18 protein-coding genes are annotated in these 16084 nt (G+C 68.3%); 12 read left to right on the plus strand and 6 right to left on the minus strand.

What is annotated here, in order from left to right; translation table 11 throughout:
- Positions 1 to 272 precede the first annotated feature (272 nt).
- From PKE84_RS10270 to PKE84_RS10280, 3 genes are read left to right on the plus strand one after another with little or no spacing between them, the layout of a single operon-like run.
- Positions 273 to 635 carry a GntR family transcriptional regulator gene (locus PKE84_RS10270; RefSeq protein WP_271177150.1) on the plus strand — a complete coding sequence of 121 codons (363 nt, stop codon included), beginning with the start codon at positions 273 to 275 and terminating at the stop codon, positions 633 to 635.
- Entirely contained in the window at positions 632 to 1549 is a 918-nt protein-coding gene (locus PKE84_RS10275; protein WP_271177151.1) for an ABC transporter ATP-binding protein, read from the plus strand. Before PKE84_RS10270 ends, PKE84_RS10275 begins: the two co-directional genes overlap by 4 nt.
- On the plus strand, positions 1546 to 2322 hold the full coding sequence (locus PKE84_RS10280) for a hypothetical protein (RefSeq protein WP_271177152.1): 777 nt from the start codon (positions 1546 to 1548) through the stop codon (positions 2320 to 2322). The genes PKE84_RS10275 and PKE84_RS10280 overlap by 4 nt, the downstream gene beginning before the upstream one ends.
- Before the next feature lie 197 nt (positions 2323 to 2519).
- Here PKE84_RS10280 and PKE84_RS10285 read toward each other — a convergent pair whose 3' ends face one another.
- Positions 2520 to 2978 carry a VOC family protein gene (locus PKE84_RS10285; RefSeq protein WP_271177153.1) on the minus strand — a complete coding sequence of 153 codons (459 nt, stop codon included), beginning with the start codon at positions 2976 to 2978 and terminating at the stop codon, positions 2520 to 2522.
- A gap of 68 nt (positions 2979 to 3046) precedes the next feature.
- On the opposite strand from PKE84_RS10285, the gene PKE84_RS10290 reads away from it, so the two are divergent.
- Complete coding sequence (locus PKE84_RS10290) at positions 3047 to 3379, plus strand: DMT family transporter (protein WP_271177154.1); 333 nt, start codon at positions 3047 to 3049, stop codon at positions 3377 to 3379.
- Between the two features lie 190 nt (positions 3380 to 3569).
- On the opposite strand, the gene PKE84_RS10295 is transcribed toward PKE84_RS10290, so the two are convergent.
- From PKE84_RS10295 to PKE84_RS10310, 4 genes are all read right to left on the minus strand, one after another.
- Entirely contained in the window at positions 3570 to 4118 is a 549-nt protein-coding gene (locus PKE84_RS10295) for a DUF2781 domain-containing protein (RefSeq protein ID WP_271177155.1), read from the minus strand.
- A gap of 76 nt (positions 4119 to 4194) precedes the next feature.
- Complete coding sequence (locus tag PKE84_RS10300; RefSeq protein WP_271177156.1) at positions 4195 to 4773, minus strand: GNAT family N-acetyltransferase; 579 nt, start codon at positions 4771 to 4773, stop codon at positions 4195 to 4197.
- Between the two features lie 56 nt (positions 4774 to 4829).
- Positions 4830 to 5522 (minus strand): uracil-DNA glycosylase, encoded by a 693-nt coding sequence (locus tag PKE84_RS10305; protein ID WP_271177157.1) that lies wholly within the window; start codon positions 5520 to 5522, stop codon positions 4830 to 4832.
- Between the two features lie 19 nt (positions 5523 to 5541).
- On the minus strand, positions 5542 to 6060 hold the full coding sequence (locus PKE84_RS10310; protein ID WP_271177158.1) for a phosphoribosyltransferase: 519 nt from the start codon (positions 6058 to 6060) through the stop codon (positions 5542 to 5544).
- A 42-nt stretch (positions 6061 to 6102) separates the two neighbouring features.
- On the opposite strand from PKE84_RS10310, the gene PKE84_RS10315 reads away from it, so the two are divergent.
- Both PKE84_RS10315 and PKE84_RS10320 read left to right on the plus strand, forming a co-directional pair.
- A complete protein-coding gene (locus tag PKE84_RS10315) occupies positions 6103 to 7662 on the plus strand; it encodes an MFS transporter (protein ID WP_271177159.1) in 1560 nt (519 codons plus the stop codon).
- Positions 7662 to 8456: an aminoglycoside adenylyltransferase domain-containing protein gene (locus PKE84_RS10320; RefSeq protein WP_271177160.1), complete on the plus strand. Its 795-nt coding sequence runs from the start codon at positions 7662 to 7664 to the stop codon at positions 8454 to 8456. The genes PKE84_RS10315 and PKE84_RS10320 overlap by 1 nt, the downstream gene beginning before the upstream one ends.
- A 189-nt stretch (positions 8457 to 8645) precedes the next feature.
- On the opposite strand, the gene PKE84_RS10325 is transcribed toward PKE84_RS10320, so the two are convergent.
- Positions 8646 to 9968 (minus strand): bifunctional o-acetylhomoserine/o-acetylserine sulfhydrylase, encoded by a 1323-nt coding sequence (locus PKE84_RS10325; RefSeq protein ID WP_271177161.1) that lies wholly within the window; start codon positions 9966 to 9968, stop codon positions 8646 to 8648.
- 140 nt (positions 9969 to 10108) lie between these two features.
- Here PKE84_RS10325 and PKE84_RS10330 point away from each other — a divergent pair, with 140 nt between their 5' ends.
- The 6 genes from PKE84_RS10330 to PKE84_RS10355 are packed head-to-tail and all read left to right on the plus strand — an operon-like array spanning position 10109 to position 16005.
- Entirely contained in the window at positions 10109 to 10888 is a 780-nt protein-coding gene (locus PKE84_RS10330) for an SDR family oxidoreductase (protein WP_271177162.1), read from the plus strand.
- A 1-nt stretch (position 10889) separates the two neighbouring features.
- Positions 10890 to 11687: a potassium channel family protein gene (locus tag PKE84_RS10335; RefSeq protein ID WP_271177163.1), complete on the plus strand. Its 798-nt coding sequence runs from the start codon at positions 10890 to 10892 to the stop codon at positions 11685 to 11687.
- Between the two features lie 40 nt (positions 11688 to 11727).
- Positions 11728 to 12933: a homoserine O-acetyltransferase MetX gene (gene metX, locus PKE84_RS10340; RefSeq protein ID WP_271177164.1), complete on the plus strand. Its 1206-nt coding sequence runs from the start codon at positions 11728 to 11730 to the stop codon at positions 12931 to 12933.
- Positions 12934 to 12948: 15 nt separating this feature from the next.
- Positions 12949 to 14112: a sensor histidine kinase gene (locus PKE84_RS10345; protein WP_271177165.1), complete on the plus strand. Its 1164-nt coding sequence runs from the start codon at positions 12949 to 12951 to the stop codon at positions 14110 to 14112.
- Positions 14109 to 15308: a hypothetical protein gene (locus tag PKE84_RS10350; protein WP_271177166.1), complete on the plus strand. Its 1200-nt coding sequence runs from the start codon at positions 14109 to 14111 to the stop codon at positions 15306 to 15308. The genes PKE84_RS10345 and PKE84_RS10350 overlap by 4 nt, the downstream gene beginning before the upstream one ends.
- 43 nt (positions 15309 to 15351) lie before the next feature.
- Complete coding sequence (locus PKE84_RS10355; protein WP_271177167.1) at positions 15352 to 16005, plus strand: response regulator; 654 nt, start codon at positions 15352 to 15354, stop codon at positions 16003 to 16005.
- Positions 16006 to 16084 lie beyond the last annotated feature (79 nt).

The raw sequence follows: 16084 nt of genomic DNA on the forward strand, positions 1-16084 counted from the left end.
CCCCTCGCCGCGCCCCGCCGCGCGCCGCCCGCCCGCCTCTCCGCGCGGCCCGCCGCGCGCCCGCCATGCGCCTCTTCCGTTCGAGTCGGGGATTAATCACGCCCAGCGCGCGAGCGGCGTGATTAATCCCCGACTCGCGCGGCGCCGGACCTGGCGGTGACGCCGAAAGGTGAGGGGGATGAAGAAAAGTGTTGACAAAATCGGTCCCGGCTGGTTGGTTAGTTACATCACCAACTAACCCATGAGGTTGGAGCAACCCCGAGGAGGTGCGGATGATCGAAGAAGGAAAGCCGATCTTCGTGCAGATCGCCGAACAGATCGAGGACGACATCATCGACGGCGTCTACCTCCCCGAGACCCAAGTGCCGTCGACCAACGAATTCGCGGCCTTCTACCGCATCAACCCCGCCACCGCAGGCAAGGGTGTGAACCTGCTCGTGGACGACGGGATTCTCTACAAGAAGAGAGGAATCGGCATGTTCGTCGCCGACGGCGCCCGTGAGCGCCTCATCGTCAAGCGTCGCGATGCATTCCGCGACGAATACCTCCGCCCCCTGCTCGCCGAAGCCGCGAAGCTCGGGATCGATCCCCAGCAACTCACCGAGATGATCTCCACGGAAGGAGTCAGCGCATGACCAGCACAGCAACTCCCACGTCGATCGCGCCGGCCGTCCGCGTCGAAGGGCTCACCAAGCGCTTCGGTTCGTTCACGGCCATCGACGACGTCAGCTTCACCGTCAAGCCCAACAAGATCTACGGACTGCTCGGCCGCAACGGCGCGGGCAAGACCACCATCATGCAGCTGCTCACGGGGCAGGATTTCGTCACCTCCGGCGAGGTGCGCGTCTTCGGCGAGAAGCCGGTCGAGAACGCCAGGGTGCTGCAGAACATCTGCTTCATCAAAGAGAGCCAGCGCTACCCCGACGACTTCATGCCGAAGCACGTCTTCCGCAGCGCGCCGTGGTTCTTCGAGAACTGGGACGCCGAGTTCGCCGAGCAGCTGATCGCCGAGTTCCGGCTCCCGCTGAACCGCCGCATCAAGAAGCTGTCGCGAGGCCAGCTCTCCGCCGTCGGCGTCATCGTCGGCCTCGCCTCGCGCGCCCCGCTCACCTTCTTCGACGAGCCCTACCTGGGGCTGGATGCGGTGGCCAGGCAGATCTTCTACGACCGCCTGCTCGAGGACTACGCCGAGCATCCGCGCACGGTGATCCTCTCGACGCACCTCATCGACGAAGTGGCCAACCTTCTCGAGCACGTGATCGTGATCGACCAGGGCCGCATCCTGATGGACCAGGATGCCGAGGAGATGCGCAGCTCGGCCACCACGGTCGTCGGCCAGCGCGGCGCCGTGGAGGCGTTCGTGACCGGGCGCGACGTGCTGCACCGCGACGGCATCGGCGGACTCGCGTCGGTCACCGTCGGGTCCCTCACCCCGTCCGACCGGGCGGAGGCCGTTTCCGCGGGGCTCGAGCTCTCCCCGGTCTCCCTCCAGCAACTCATCGTCCGCAAGACCAACGTCCGAGCGACAGAATTCGAGCAGAGCGCATGACCGCCATCACGCCGGAGGCCGTGAACCTCCGCACCACCCCCGCTTCCGCGCAGCGCATCTGGCGCGTGGTGAGGCTGAACCTCGTCAACAAGTACACGACCATCTGGGTGCCCATCATGATCATGGGCTTCATCTGGCTGGTGAACTACCTGATCTGGTGGATCATCTTCGTCGCCACCGAGCCGAAGGACCGCGCGCACGCCCTCGAGGGCACGCAGTGGAGCGGCGGAGGGTTCTACATCTTCGTCTACATGCTGGTCGTCGGCATCCAGGTGATCAGCATGACGTTCCCGTTCGCGCTCGGCTACAGCGTGACCAGGCGCGACTTCTACCTGGGCTCGGCGCTCACCTTCGGGATGCTCGCGGCCGGTTACTCCATCGGGTTCTCGGTGCTGTCGATGCTCGAGGAGGCCACGGGCGGCTGGGGCCTCGGCGGCCACCTGTTCACCTCGGTGTACTTCGGCGGCGGCGGCTTCTGGGAGCGCCTGTTCATCGTGTTCGTGTCGATGCTGTTCTTCTTCTTCGTCGGCTCCACCAGCGGCACGATCTTCATGCGCTGGCGGGTGAACGGCCTGCTCATCGCGATGGCGATCCTCGTGCTGCTGCTCGTCGGCCTCGTCGCCCTGATCACCTTCACCGGCAACTGGCCGGCCGTCGGATCCTGGTTCATGACGATGGGCCCGACGGGAGTGGTCGCCTGGCTGCTCGTGCCGACGGCGATCGCCGCGGTCGCCGGGTTCTTCATCCTGCGCCGGTCGACACCCAAGAGCTGACGGGTTCGGAGCCGGGCTGACATGGACGTGGCCGGGAACCTTCGGGTTCCCGGCCACGGTTGTTCATCTGCCTCGTCACGACCGGACCCTCAACTCGCGCGGTGCCGGCCGCTGATGACGTCGGTCTCACCCTAGAACGCGCGAATGCCGCTCAGAACGGACTCCCACAGCATCCAGCACCGACACAAAGCCAACGCTCAGGACGCGTCGCCGGCAGCCGGCTCTGCGCCGCCGGCAGCCGGCCCTGCGTCGCCGCCGAGCTCCTGGAACACCGTCAGCTGCAGATCCGCGGGAGCCGCCAGCCGGGAGTTCAGCGAGTTCCACGGCGTCACGGTCGGCGGCGCGATCAGTTCGGCGCCTCCCTCGACGAGCCGCGCGGTGACCGTGCGTCCATCGTCCACCTCGAACGCCAGCCGGATGCGCGGAGCGACAGGCCGCCCGACCTCGACGTCGTCGATCATCGCCTTCTGCGCGGGGTTCGCGATCTCCAGGGTGGCGCGGCCGGCATCGAGGATCGCGACCCGGGCTCCCCCATCGCCGGCGTACGCCTCCGCCTCGGGCAGCCCCAGCACATCCCGGTAGAAGGCGAGCGCCGCGTCGTAGTCGTCGGCCTCCACCACGATCCTCAGCTGTCTCACCTGTGTCGCATCGGCCACGGTGTCCTCCTCCATCGGTACGGTTGTCGCAAGCGTCCGGCGCCGGCCGGCTGACAGGAGCAACCGCCGTGCTCGGCTACATCTTCCTCGCCATCGCGATCGCCACGGAGGTGGTCGCCACGACGTTCCTCAAGTTCACCTCGGGAGAGAACCCGAAGTGGTGGGCGTTCGTCATCGTCGTCGTCGGGTACATCGCGTCGTTCGTCGCGCTGTCGCAGTCGCTGACCCGTGGTGTTCCCCTCGGGATCGCCTACGCGATCTGGTCGGCCGTCGGCGTGGTGGCGATCGTGCTGATCTCGTGGGTCTTCTTCAAGGAGTCGCTGACCTGGGTGCAGATCGCGGGCATCGTGCTCGTGATCGTCGGCGTCGGGCTCCTCGAGCTCGGCGGGAAGCACGCCTAGCCCGCAATGAGGGGTCCAGCCACGCCGTCGTATTCACCAGCGATCGGCGTGTCGGGACCCCTGATCCGGAACGGCCCAGAACGTGGGCGTGAAGGGCGCATGGGCCCATCGGCAACAGGCACGCAGAGCATCCCCGAGGGGGAGGCATTCTCGACCCACCATCCCCCGATCGAGCCACTGGTAAAGCGCGCTAGAACTTCCGCGTGAAGGGCATCGGTTTGCGCATCCGGATCAGGAGCAGCAACGGCACGAGCACATAGGGCCCGTTGTAGAGCAGGAAGATGAACGGCTGCGGCGTGCGCTGCGCCGTGTCGCCGAAGAACTCCACACCGAAGATCGGGATGCCCGTGAGGCTGATGATCATCGTCGCGTAGATCACGGCGTAGAGCTGGATCCAGTTGTAACCCTTCGACAGGCAGATGACGAGCAGCACGTAGAACGGGAGGTAGATGAACGCCGAGGTGCCGGTGATGAACCGGAGCCAGATGGGCGGGTTCTGGTACAGCGGGTCGTACTGCGACGAGTAGGTGTAGTTCCACTGCGCGAACAGGTTGGTCGTCGTCGAGGTCTGCGGGATGCCGAGCGTCGGGATCGCATCGCTGATGATGCAGGTCACGATGAACAGCGAGAAGATGCAGATGAAGAAGATGTCGACGGGACGCTTGCGCAGGGGCAGGTTCGCCGGCGTCGCGGGCGCGGCGGGGGCGACCTGACCGTTCTCTGGAGTCACTGTGGTCACGGTGACACCCTAGTCAGCCACCACCGGCCGCGCGACGACCGCGCGCCTGCGTGTCAGGCGGACCCGAGATTGATCGTTACTTGAGGGACTTCTGCATCAGCACCGTGCCGAGCCAGCGGTCGAACTTGTAGCCGACCCGGCCCATGCGTCCGATCTCGGTGAATCCGAAGTTCTCGTGCATCTTGATCGAGGCCTCTGCGCCCTTGTCGGCGATGACCGCGATCATCTCCTTGAGCCCGGCCTCCTTCGACTTGTCGATCAGCGCCTGCATCAGCACGGGCCCGAGACCCTTGCCGGTCGAGGCGGCACCGAGGTAGATCGAGTTCTCGACCGTGAAGCGGTACGCGCGCTTCTGCTTCCACGGGGAGACGAGCGCGTAGCCGAGGATCTGCCCGCTCGGCGACACGGCGACGATGAACGGCATCCCCAGCTTCTGCAGGTAGGCGTACTTCGACTTCCACTCGCGCAGCGTCATCTTGTCTTCATCGAACGTGACGGTGCTGTTGGCGACGTAGTGGTTGTAGATCTCGCGCACCCACGGAAGATCGCCGGCCTCGGCATCCCGGATGCTGTACTCGAACGGCGACTCGGCCGGCTCCTTCTTGCGCAGATGGGGCGGCAGCTGCCGGCGCGTCTCGTATTCCTCTTCAAGCACGGCCACAAGCCTACGCTCGCAGCGTTTCGTCCGCGTAAACCCTCAGCGCCTACCGCTCAGGCCTCGAGCGACCAGTCGATCGGCTTCTCGCCACGCTCGACGAGCAGAGCGTTCGCGCGCGAGAACGGACGGGAGCCGAAGAAACCGCGCGACGCCGACAACGGGCTCGGATGCGCCGACTCGATCGACGGGTTGCCGTCGAGCAGCGGTTTGAGCGTGGCCGCGTCCCGCCCCCAGAGCACCGAGACGAACGGTCGGTCGCGCGCGACGAGGGTGCGGATGGCGTGCTCGGTCACCGGCTCCCAGCCCTTGCCGCGGTGGGAGGCCGGCTCGCCGGGCCGCACGGTCAGCACCCTGTTGAGCAGCATGACGCCGTTGCGCGACCATGCGCTGAGGTCACCGTGCTGCGGCGGGGTGAGCTGCAGGTCGTCCCGCAGCTCGCGGTAGATGTTCTGCAGGCTGCGCGGCAGCGGCCGCACGTGACGGTCGACAGCGAACGACAACCCGATCGGATGACCGGGCGTCGGGTACGGATCCTGCCCGACGATCAGCACCCGCACGTCGGCGAGCGGAGCACGGAACGCCCGGAGTACGTTCTCTCCGGCCGGCAGGTAGCCGCGTCCGGCCGACACCTCCGCGCGCAGGTAGTCGCCCATGTCGGCGATGCGGTCGGCGACCGGCTCGAGTGCGGCGGCCCAGCCGGCATCCATCGAACCGTCGGCCACCAGCTCGGCGAGGGTCTTCGGCACGGCGCTCAGCTCGATGCCGCTACTCGCCCGCGGTCACCGGCGGCAGCGCCGACCAGGGGAAGGTGATCCAGCGGTCGGTCTTGCGCCAGACGAAGTCGGGCTCCAGCACCGTGCGGGGCTTGCTGTAGAGGCACACCGTGCGTACGTCCGCGCCGGATGCCGCGATCAGGTCGACCACCATGGCCAGGGTGCGACCCGAGTCCGACACGTCGTCGACCAGGAGCACGCGCTTGCTGTTGAGGGCCGCCTCGTCGAGCATCGGGGGCAGCAGCACGGGCTCGGGCAGGCGCTCGTCGACCCCGGTGTAGAACTCGACGTTCAGGGAGCCGCACGACTTGATGCCCAGGGCGTAGGAGATCGCTCCGGCCAGGAGCAGACCGCCGCGGGCGATGGCGACCACGATGTCCGGCTCGAAGCCCGACTCGACGACCTCGCCGGCAAGATGACGGGACGCCTCGCCGAATTCGAGCCAGCCGAGGACCTCTCGCTCCGTCTCGCTGAGAACGGCTGATCCGGAGTCGTCGAGTTCGCTGGCCATCCATCTACCGTACCCGGGCTTCGGCGGTGTTAGCATCCACAAATGACGTCACAGAGGACGGGCGCACCCGACAGCGCCATCCCCACTTCTCGCCGCGGATCCGTGGCTCTCGGAGTCACTGCCGGCCTCATCGGCTGGCTCGCTTTCGTCGAGGTGACCAGCGGCATCCTGCAGGGGTACTACGTCCCCCTCATCTCCGATGTGGTGAAGCATCTCGGCATCCACGACGCCGACTACAACTGGTTCGAGGCTGCGCAGCTGCTGGTCTCCGCTCTGGTCGTCCCCGTGCTCGCGAAGCTCGGCGACATGTTCGGGCACAAGCGCATCCTGCTGATCGCGACCGTGCTCACCGCGCTCTCCACCTGGGCCCTGGCGTTCGCCGGGAACTTCACGACCTTCCTGATCGCGTTCGCGCTGCAGGGCTTCTACGTCGTCTGGCTGCCGCTCGAGGTGGCGCTGATCTTCGACCGCGGGCGTCGCACGGGCACGGCCGCATCGCAGACCCGCAAGGCCGCCGGCCTCCTCGTCGTCGCCCTCGAGGCCGGCGCCATCGTCGGCGCGATCGGGGCCGGCCTGCTGTTCGAGGCGTTCGCGCAGAATGTGACGCTCACCCTGATCGTTCCGGCCATCGCGGTCACCCTCGTCTTCTTCGCCATCCTGTTCGGGGTTCCGGAGTCCCAGCCCGCGCCGGGCGTGCGCCGCCTCGACGGCGTCGGCTTCAGCATCCTGACGCTCGGGCTGCTGCTCATCACCTCCGGCCTCACCTTCCTGCGCATCAACGGCGTCGGCACCTGGTGGGTGTGGGTGCTGATCGCTGCCGGCATCCTGACGTTCATCCCGTTCGGTCGGTACGAGCTGAAACAGAAGGACCCGGCGATCGACCTGCGCGTGCTGCGCCGCCCGAACATGTGGCCGGTGCAGCTGACCGCCGGCCTCATCGGCATCAGCCTGCTCGGCGCGCAGGCGCCGCTCAGCACATTCGCCGGCACCGATCCGGTCAACGGCTACGGTCTCGGTCTCTCGGCCGGTCAGCGCAGCATCCTGATCGGCGCGTATCTGATCTCGATGATCGTCGGCGCCCTGCTCTTCCCGCTGCTGTCGCGCCTGGCCAGCCCGCGCGGAGCCCTGATCGTCGCGTCGTTCCTCGTCGCCATCGGCTACCTGCTGTTCCTGCCGTTCCACCTCGAGACGTGGCAGGTCTTCACGAACATGGCCATCGCGGGCCTCGGCTCCGGCGCGCTGGTGGGCGCACTCCCCGCCGCCGCCGCTGCCGCCGCTCCACGGGGACAGACCGGTGTCGCGACCGCCCTCACCAACACGACCAAGACGATCGGCGGATCGTTCGCGTCGGCCGTCTTCGGCGTCGTGCTCCTCGCGGGCGCCGCGACCGTGACGACGACCGCCGCGAGCCTCTTCGGCTACATGCTCGTCTGGACCATCTGCGGTCTCGGCGCGCTCGTCGCCGCCGTGCTGCTCTTCTTCGTGCCCAAGCTCGCGTTCGCGGATGCCGACCCTGCGACCGAGGCGCATGATCCGGGTACGACCGATGGCGACGCCGATGCCGGCACCGACGCCGCCGCTGCAGAATCGCAGGTGATCTGATGGACGCCCAACTCCCGCCCGCCGTCTCGGAGGCGCTGACGACATTCCTGCTGGAGCAGAAACGCATCGCGCCAGGGCTCGTCAGCCGCGCCATCGTCACGGGGTCGGCGGCCGCCGGCGACTGGCACGACGGCGCGAGCGACATCGACGTCGTCTTCGTCGTCACGCGCGACCCCGCCGCCGAGCTGGAGCTTCTCGCGGGCCTGCATGCCGCATCCCGACCGCACATCGACGGCGTCTATCTGACCGAGACAGAGATCGCCCGCGGGCCGGATGCCGTGCAGACCGCACCGCAGGTCATCGACGGCGTGCTGGTCTCCTCCCTCGCCGGCGCTCAACTCAGCTGGGTGACCTGGCGCGAGCTGGAGCAGGGCGTGCAGGGGATCGCCGACGGCGGCGACGTGATCTGGACGCCCGTGGCCGACAAGCATCCGGATGCCGCGCGGGGCGCGGTCTCGTTCTCGCGCGACAACCTCGTCGACTACTGGCAGCCGATCGGCGATCAGGCGGAGGCGGAACTCGCCGATCGCGCTCCTGACGCCCCGGTGCGGTCGGAGACGGTCCGCTGGATCGCGCTCGGACCGTCCCGCCTGGTGGCGACGATGGAGACCGGCGAGATCCTCTCGAAGACGGAGGCCGCCGCGTTCGCCGCCGAACGCTGGCCCGAGCATGCCGAGCTTCTGCGGCGCGCGGTGCTCGATCGCTCCGGCGAGCGCCAGGAGTTCACCGTCGGCGACGCTCGCCAGGCGATCGAGCTGCTGCGCGCCTGCGTCCGGGTCGCCTCCGGCGCCTAGCCGGTCGCCGCCGATCGTGCGCTTGCGCACGACTCGGCGGGCGTGTGGTGCAGAAACGCACCACCGGCACTCGGGCGCTCGGGCACTCGGGCACTCGGGCACTCGGGCACTCGGGCACTCGGGCACTCGGGCACTCGACGCCGGAAGGGCCCCGCCGGCATCGCCGACGGGGCCCTTCTGCGACGAGCGTCAGACGCGAGCGGCCTCCACGACCGAGCGCGCCGCCGCGAGGCCGGCCTGCAGGTCGGCCTTGAGGTCGTCGATGTTCTCGAGTCCGACCGAGAGACGCACCAGACCCGGCGTGACGCCCGCGGTCAGCTGCTGCTCGGGGGTGAGCTGCGAGTGGGTGGTCGACGCCGGGTGGATCACCAGGCTGCGCACGTCACCGATGTTGGCGAGGTGGCTGAACAGCGCGAGACTGTCGACGAGCGCGGCGCCGGCGTCGACGCCGCCCTTGAGCTCGAACGAGAGCACGGCGCCGACGCCCTTCGGGGCGTACTTGTTGGCCGCCGCGTACCACGGGCTGGTGGGCAGTCCGGAGTAGTTGACCGACGCGACATCCGGGTGGCTCTCGAGGAACTCCGCGATCTCCTGGGCGTTCTGCACATGACGCTCCACGCGGAGCGACAGCGTCTCGATCCCCTGGATGAGCTGCCAGGCGCTTGCCGGGGCGATCGCCGAGCCGAGGTCGCGCAGCAGCTGCACGCGGGCCTTGATGATGTAGGCGAGTCCGTCGCCGACCGCGGCCGTGTAGCTCGCGCCGTGGTACGACGGGTCGGGCTCGGTGAGGCCGGGGAACTTCTCGACGTTCTTCGACCACTCGAACTTTCCGCCGTCGACGACGACGCCGCCGATGACCGTTCCGTGGCCGCCGAGGAACTTGGTGGCGGAGTGCACGACGATGTCGGCACCGAACTCGAACGGGCGGATGAGGTACGGCGTGGCGATCGTGTTGTCGACGATCAGCGGCACGCCGGCCTCGTGCGCGACCTCGGCGACGAGCTCGATGTCGAGGATGTTGATCTTCGGGTTTCCGATGGTCTCGGCGAAGAACAGCTTGGTGTTCGGGCGCACGGCACGGCGCCACTCGTCGGCGTCGTCCTGGTTCTCGACGAAGGTCGTCTCGATGCCGAGCTTGGCCAACGTGTACTTGAAGAGGTTGTACGTTCCGCCGTAGATCGAGCTCGACGAGACGATGTGGTCGCCGGCCTGCGCGATGTTGAGCACGGCGAAGGTCTCAGCGGCCTGGCCGGAGGCGACGAGGAGGGCGCCGGTGCCCCCTTCGAGCGCGGCGACGCGCTCCTCGACGACCGCCTGGGTCGGGTTCTGGATGCGCGTGTAGATGTTGCCGAACTCGGCGAGCGCGAACAAGTTCTTGGCGTGCTCGGCGTTGTTGAACACGTACGAAGTGGTCTGGTAGATCGGCGTCGCCCGGGCGTTGGTCACGGGGTCGGGTGCAGCACCGGTGTGGATCTGCTTGGTCTCGAACTGCCAGTCGGCGGCATCGGTCATGGCGTCACTCCTTCGGGTTGGTTGGGGCGTGCGGCATGCCACCGCCTCACCAGCAGAGTAGGCTCGCGCCTCCGGGCGGGCAACGCGCGCGAAACACGGCGTAACCCCACCGGATGCGCGGTCGGGCCAGAATAGACGCCATGGGTACGAGACGTGTGGTCGTGACGGGTGCGAGTTCGGGGATCGGGGCGGCGGCCGTGCGGCTGTTCCGCTCCCGCGGGTGGGACGTCGTCGGCGTCGCGCGCCGCGCCGACCGACTCGACGCACTCGCCGCCGAGACCGGCGCCGAGACCTTCGTCGCCGATCTCACGAAGCAGGACGACGTGGATGCCCTCCGTGCGCACCTCGCGTCCTCCGGCCCCATCCACGCTCTGGTCAACAACGCCGGCGGCGCACACGGGCTCGACTCTGTCGAGAAGTCCACGATCGACGACTGGGTGTGGATGTACGAGATCAACGTCATCGCCACCAAGCGCGTGATCACTGCACTTCTCCCGCTGCTGCGAGCCGGCGCGGCGGAGACCGGCCACGCCGACATCCTGAACGTCACCTCCATCGCGGGGCACACCGCCTACGTCGGGGGCGGCGGGTACAACGCGGCGAAGTTCGCCGAGCACGCCCTCACCGAGGTGCTGCGGCTGGAGCTCAACGGCGAGCCCATCCGCGTCATCGAGGTCGCCCCCGGCATGGTGGCCACCGAGGAGTTCTCGCTGGTGCGGTTCGGCGGCGACCAGGCCAGGCGAGACGCCGTCTACGAGGACGTGCCCGAGCCGCTCACGGCCGACGACGTGGCGGCGACCGTCGTCGACGCGCTGGAGAGACCCCGGCACGTCGACCTCGACCTGATCGTCATCAAACCGGTCGCACAGGCCGCACCGTACCGGTTCCACAAGGGCGACCTCCAGGTGCGGACCGACTGACATGGCCGGCCACGGGAATGTGCGGGCGCGCGAGCGCTGGGAGGACGGGACCGCGTGGCCGCTCATCGCCGCCAGCGTGCTCTTCCTGATCGCCTACTCGTGGGGGATCCTCGAACAGCACAAGCCCCACTGGCTCACGGTCACGTTCGCGGTCGTGCTCGTGCTCGTCTGGGTGCTCTTCGTCGTGGACTTCGTGGTGCGTCTGGTGCTCAGCCCGCGCAAATGGGAGTTCGTGCGGCGTAATCCGATCGATCTCGCCTCCGTGCTGCTCCCGCTCGCGCGACCGTTCCGGCTTCTGAAGGAGCTCTCGAAGGTGCCGCTGCTGCGCGGGAACACGGGCAAGCACCTGCGGAGGCGGGTGGTGATCATCGCGTCGTCCTTCGTGGTCATGTTCATCTACGTGATCTCGCTCGCCGTCTACTCGGTCGAACGCGACGCACCCGGCGCCACCATCACGAGCTTCGGCGACTCCGTCTGGTGGGCGATCGTGACGATGGCGACCGTGGGTTACGGCGACTACGTCCCGGTCACCGTGACCGGTCGCATCCTGGCCGTGCTGCTGATGATCGGCGGCATCGGGATCGTCGGAACGGCGAGCGCGACGATCGTGACCGCATTGAACGACCGCACCGCCCACCTGCGGCAGAACCACCAGGACGACCAGGCCCACGGGCGGCAGTTCGGACACACCCCGGAACTTCACTTCTCCGACGATTCGGAGACGAGCACGACCACCCGGACGGCGGGGACCACGAGGGACGACCTCACCGGCGGCCCGCCGCAGCAGCCGCCGGCGTAACACAGTCACGCGCACTCCCGTACTCGGACAGAATTGCCCTATGGAGTGGCAGACATCCGCCGATACGGCCCCGTCGAGTTTCATCACGGAGGCGCAAGCACGGTCGCTCCTCGGCAAGCCGCCGGCCAGCGGCGCATGGAAGGAGAGCGACCCGGTCGGGGCGCGTCAGTTCGCCGGAATCGGCTCGTTCACCTTCGAGAGCGGCGAAGCGCTCCCCTACGTGCGCATCGCCTACGAGACCTGGGGCGAACTCTCCGCCGGGCGCGACAACGCCGTGCTCGTACTCCACGCCCTGACGGGCGACAGCCACGCGGTCGGTTCGGCCGGCCCCGGGCATCCGACCCCCGGCTGGTGGCAGGGCATCATCGGGCCCGGCAAAGCGATCGACACCGAGAAGTACTTCGTGGTCGCCCCGAACATGCTCGGCGCCTGCCAGGGCACCACCGGACCGGCATCGATCGCACCCGACGGCACCGAGTGGGGAGCACGCTTCCCGTTCACGAGCATCCGGGACCAGGTGAACGCGCAGGCCGCCTTCGCCGACGCCATCGGCATCGAGCGGTGGGCGGGCGTCATCGGCGGCTCGATGGGCGGCATGCAGGCGCTGGAGTGGGCGGTCGAGTATCCGGAGCGGGTCGAGCGACTCGCCGTCATCGCCGCTCCCCCGTTCTCGACGGCCGACCAGATCGCGCTCAACTCCGTGCAGATCGAGGCGGTGCGCACCGACCCGCTGTTCCGCGGTGGCCTCTACTACGACGCCGCCGACGGCGAGGGCCCGCATCAGGGTCTCGCCCTCGCGCGGCGCATGGCCCTGCTCAACTACCGGAGCCCCTCGGAGCTCAATGAGCGGTTCGAGCGCACCTGGCAGAGCGGGATCAGCCCACTCGGCGCCGGTGGCCGCTTCGCGGTGGAGTCGTACCTCGACTTCCACGGCAACAAGTTCACCAGGCGCTTCGACGCCAACAGCTACCTCACGCTGGTGCAGGCGATGAACTCGCACGACGTGGGCCGCGGCCGTGGCGGTGTCGCGAAGGCGCTGTCGCGCGTGACGGCACGAACGCTGGTGGTCGGCATCGACAGCGACCGCCTCTTCCCCGTCGAAGGTCAGCAAGAGATCGCGCGACACCTGCCCGACACCGTCGACGGTTCGGTTCCCGTCGTAATAGAGTCGGATTTCGGACACGACGGCTTCCTGATCGAAGACGATGCAGTCAGCGAACAGCTCCGCCGTCTGTTCGCAGCCTGAGAAGAACGGAGACGCATGTCACGCATCCAGAAGGAGCGTGATCGCCTTCTCTCCGTCACGGCGCGCAACATCGGTCTCACGGCGTCGGCGACGGCCCTGCTCTGCCTGAGCATCCCCGGCACGCTTCCGCTTCCGCTCTATCTGGCCTCGATCGTGTTGCTCGCGGGGCTCGCCTGGGCCCAGTTCCAGCTCACCTCGCCGAGCCCCATCGTGTGGATCGTGACGATCCTGATCGCCGGCAACGCCCTGATCGCGCTGCACCTCCTGCCGCAGAGCGCCCTCGATCCAGCCGCGCTCAGCGCCGTCGGGATGATCGCGGCCGGCTCCATCGCGACGGTCTCCTTCCTCTGCGTGACCTCCACCAGACGCATCGTGCTTCTCGCCGCCGGCTTCGTGCTCACGCTCGGCACTTTGACCGCCACGCTGCTGCTCACCGGCTCCCGGATCGGCGAGCCCACCGTCTTCGCCGTCGCCTGCTGGGTCGCCATGATCGCCGCCGGCATCTGGCTCGCCCGCACGGTTCCGCGCACGCTCAAGCGCATCTCGACGATGAGCAGGGCGTACCGGGTCGAGCGCCAGGCCAGCGAGACCGAGGCCAGGCGCCGTCAGGGCGCCCGCCTCCTGCACGACACGGTGCTGGCGACGCTCACCCTCCTCGCGCACTCGGGGGTCGGCGTCAGTGTCGGAGCCCTGCGCGAGCAGGCGGCGGAGGACGCAGCGCTCCTCCGTCAGCTGCGACTCGGGTTCACGCCCGACCCGACATCGTCGGGAGACTACAAGCTCAAGCCCGTCGAGGAGTCGACGCTCGGGAACACCCTCGAGTCGGTCAAGCAGCGCTTCCGCCGCATGGGCCTGGAGGTCAACTGGCACGGGACCGGCCAGGTGCTGCTGCCGAGCGACATCCTCGACTCGTTCCTCCTCGCCCTCGCGGAGTGCCTGGAGAACGTGCGACGGCACTCCGGAGTCGCCGAGGCGCACGTCACGATCACCGACGACGAGACCACTGTTCGCGCGATGGTGACCGACGCGGGCAAGGGATTCGACGTCTCGACGATCGAAGAGGGCAGGCTCGGCTTCACCGAGTCGATCGTCGCGCGGCTGCGCGATGTCGGCGGCAACGCCCGGCTGTTCTCGTCGCCCGGGTCCGGCACCACCGTCGTGCTGGAGGTTCCGAAGTGACGCGCACCGCCGAGCCGACCGTGCCCCGTTCGACGGGATCGAGCGAGCGGGATGCGCTCGGTCGCGCCCGCCTCGACCTCGGCTTCAACGTCGCCTCCATCGCGCTCATCGCGTACCAGCTGGTCGTGATGGTGCTGAACATCACCACGTACACGTCGCTGCCGTTGAGCTGCGCTGCGTGGATCATCCTGATCCTGAGCCTCGTCGTGACGTTGATCGTGCATCCGCGGCTGCCGGGCGACCTGCCCGACTGGATGTTCTTCACCGGTCTCGGCCTCTGGGCGGTCGTGGCCGCGCTCGACATCGCCGGCACCTGGGGTCCCGGCGACAACGGCGCTCCCCCGACGGCCGCCGTGGCGGTGGGATCGATGCTGCTGCTCTGCTCCACCGTGCGCCCGGCGCGCGACATCGTCATCCCATCGATCGCGCTCGGAGTCGCACTGGCCACCGCCTTCGCGCTGCGCGGGCAGCACGACGTCACCGCGCTCGGGCCGGCGTTCGTGACCATCGCGCTGGCCGTCGCGCCTCCCCTGCTCGGCGTGCAGATCGTCCGTTCGCTGCGCACGCTGGTGCAGCTCGAACTCGACCTGGTGCAGGTGCAGAGCACGGTCAGCTCGCCGCGCTTCGCCGTCGGAATGATGGCGTCGGAAGAGCTCGCGCGCCTCGACCTCGCGGCCGAGCGCCTTCTCGACGGCGTCGCGAGCGGACGCACCGCCCTCCCCCTCGACGAAGAGACGGCCTCCCACGCGGCCTCGATCGCCACCGAGCTGCGCCTGCACCTCATCCAGGGCCGCCGGGAGACCTGGCTCTATCACGCGATCACCGAGTCGGCTCTGCTCGGCCCGTCGGTCACGCTGAGCGATCCGGATGGCCTGGCCGGAGTGCTCACCCGCGATCAGCGCGATGGACTGCTCACCGCGGTGTGGCTGCTGATCAGCGATCCGGTGCGCCAGGGGGCCGTGCAGACCCGCAGTCTGCAGCTCTCTGTCGAACGCCCCCGCGCGGCGGAGACGGGAGACCCCAGTGCGGGTGTCAGAATTCCAATCGTGATCTCCGCCACCGGTGTGCCGCGAAACAGAGTGGACCCTGCGGCGTGGCAAGCTATCCGTAAGGTGGGCCGCTACGTCGAGACCTTCTCAGGTTCGACCCTGCGGATCGAGATCGAGAGCGTCACAGACAACCCGGCCGACCTCTAACTGCCGAGCGGTCGGCTCCCTGATACCGCGAGAAAGGCCATTCGTGAGCGAGGCACCTCCCATCAGAATCGCGATCGTCGACGATCACAAGATGCTGCTCGGCGCACTGACCGAATGGATCCGCAATGCTGCGGACGACATCCGGATGGTCGCAGCCGTCGCCAGCTGGCCCGAGCTGCTGACGCACCCGGAGTTCCCGGTCGACGTCGTGCTGCTCGACCTCGACCTGAAAGACAACATCCCGGTCTCCCTCAAGCTCTCCACGCTCAAGACCACCGGCGTTCGCACGGTGCTGATGAGCACGTACTCGGAGCCGGCGGTCGTGCGCGAGGCGCTGGCAGCCGGCGCCCTCGGATATCTCGTGAAGAGCGAGGACGCCGAGATGATCGTCGAGGCGATCCGCGCGGCGAGCAAGGGCGAGTCGTTCATCTCGGCCGAGCTCGACCTGGCGCTCAACGCCGGCGAGGTCGGAGGAGCCCCGAAGCTCAGCGCGCAGGAGCGCCGGGTGATGGCGCTGTACGGCGCGGGCGAGCCGGTGAAGGCGGTCGCCTTCCAGCTCGGGATCTCCGACGAGACGGCGAAGAGCTACCTCAAGCGCATCCGTGAGAAGTACCGCGTGGCCGGATACGACGTCGGCACGAAGGTCGCGCTGCGCAAGCGGGCGATCCAGGACGGCATCCTGCTGCAGGGCGACTGACCGCCGTCTCGCGGTTCGCCGCGTGTTTCGTTGAGGGGCGGCTAACGCAGGTTCCGGATGCCCGGACGATGCGTTAGCC

Origin of the sequence: Leifsonia poae (assembly GCF_027921845.1) — a bacterium.
Classification (GTDB): domain Bacteria; phylum Actinomycetota; class Actinomycetes; order Actinomycetales; family Microbacteriaceae; genus Leifsonia; species Leifsonia poae.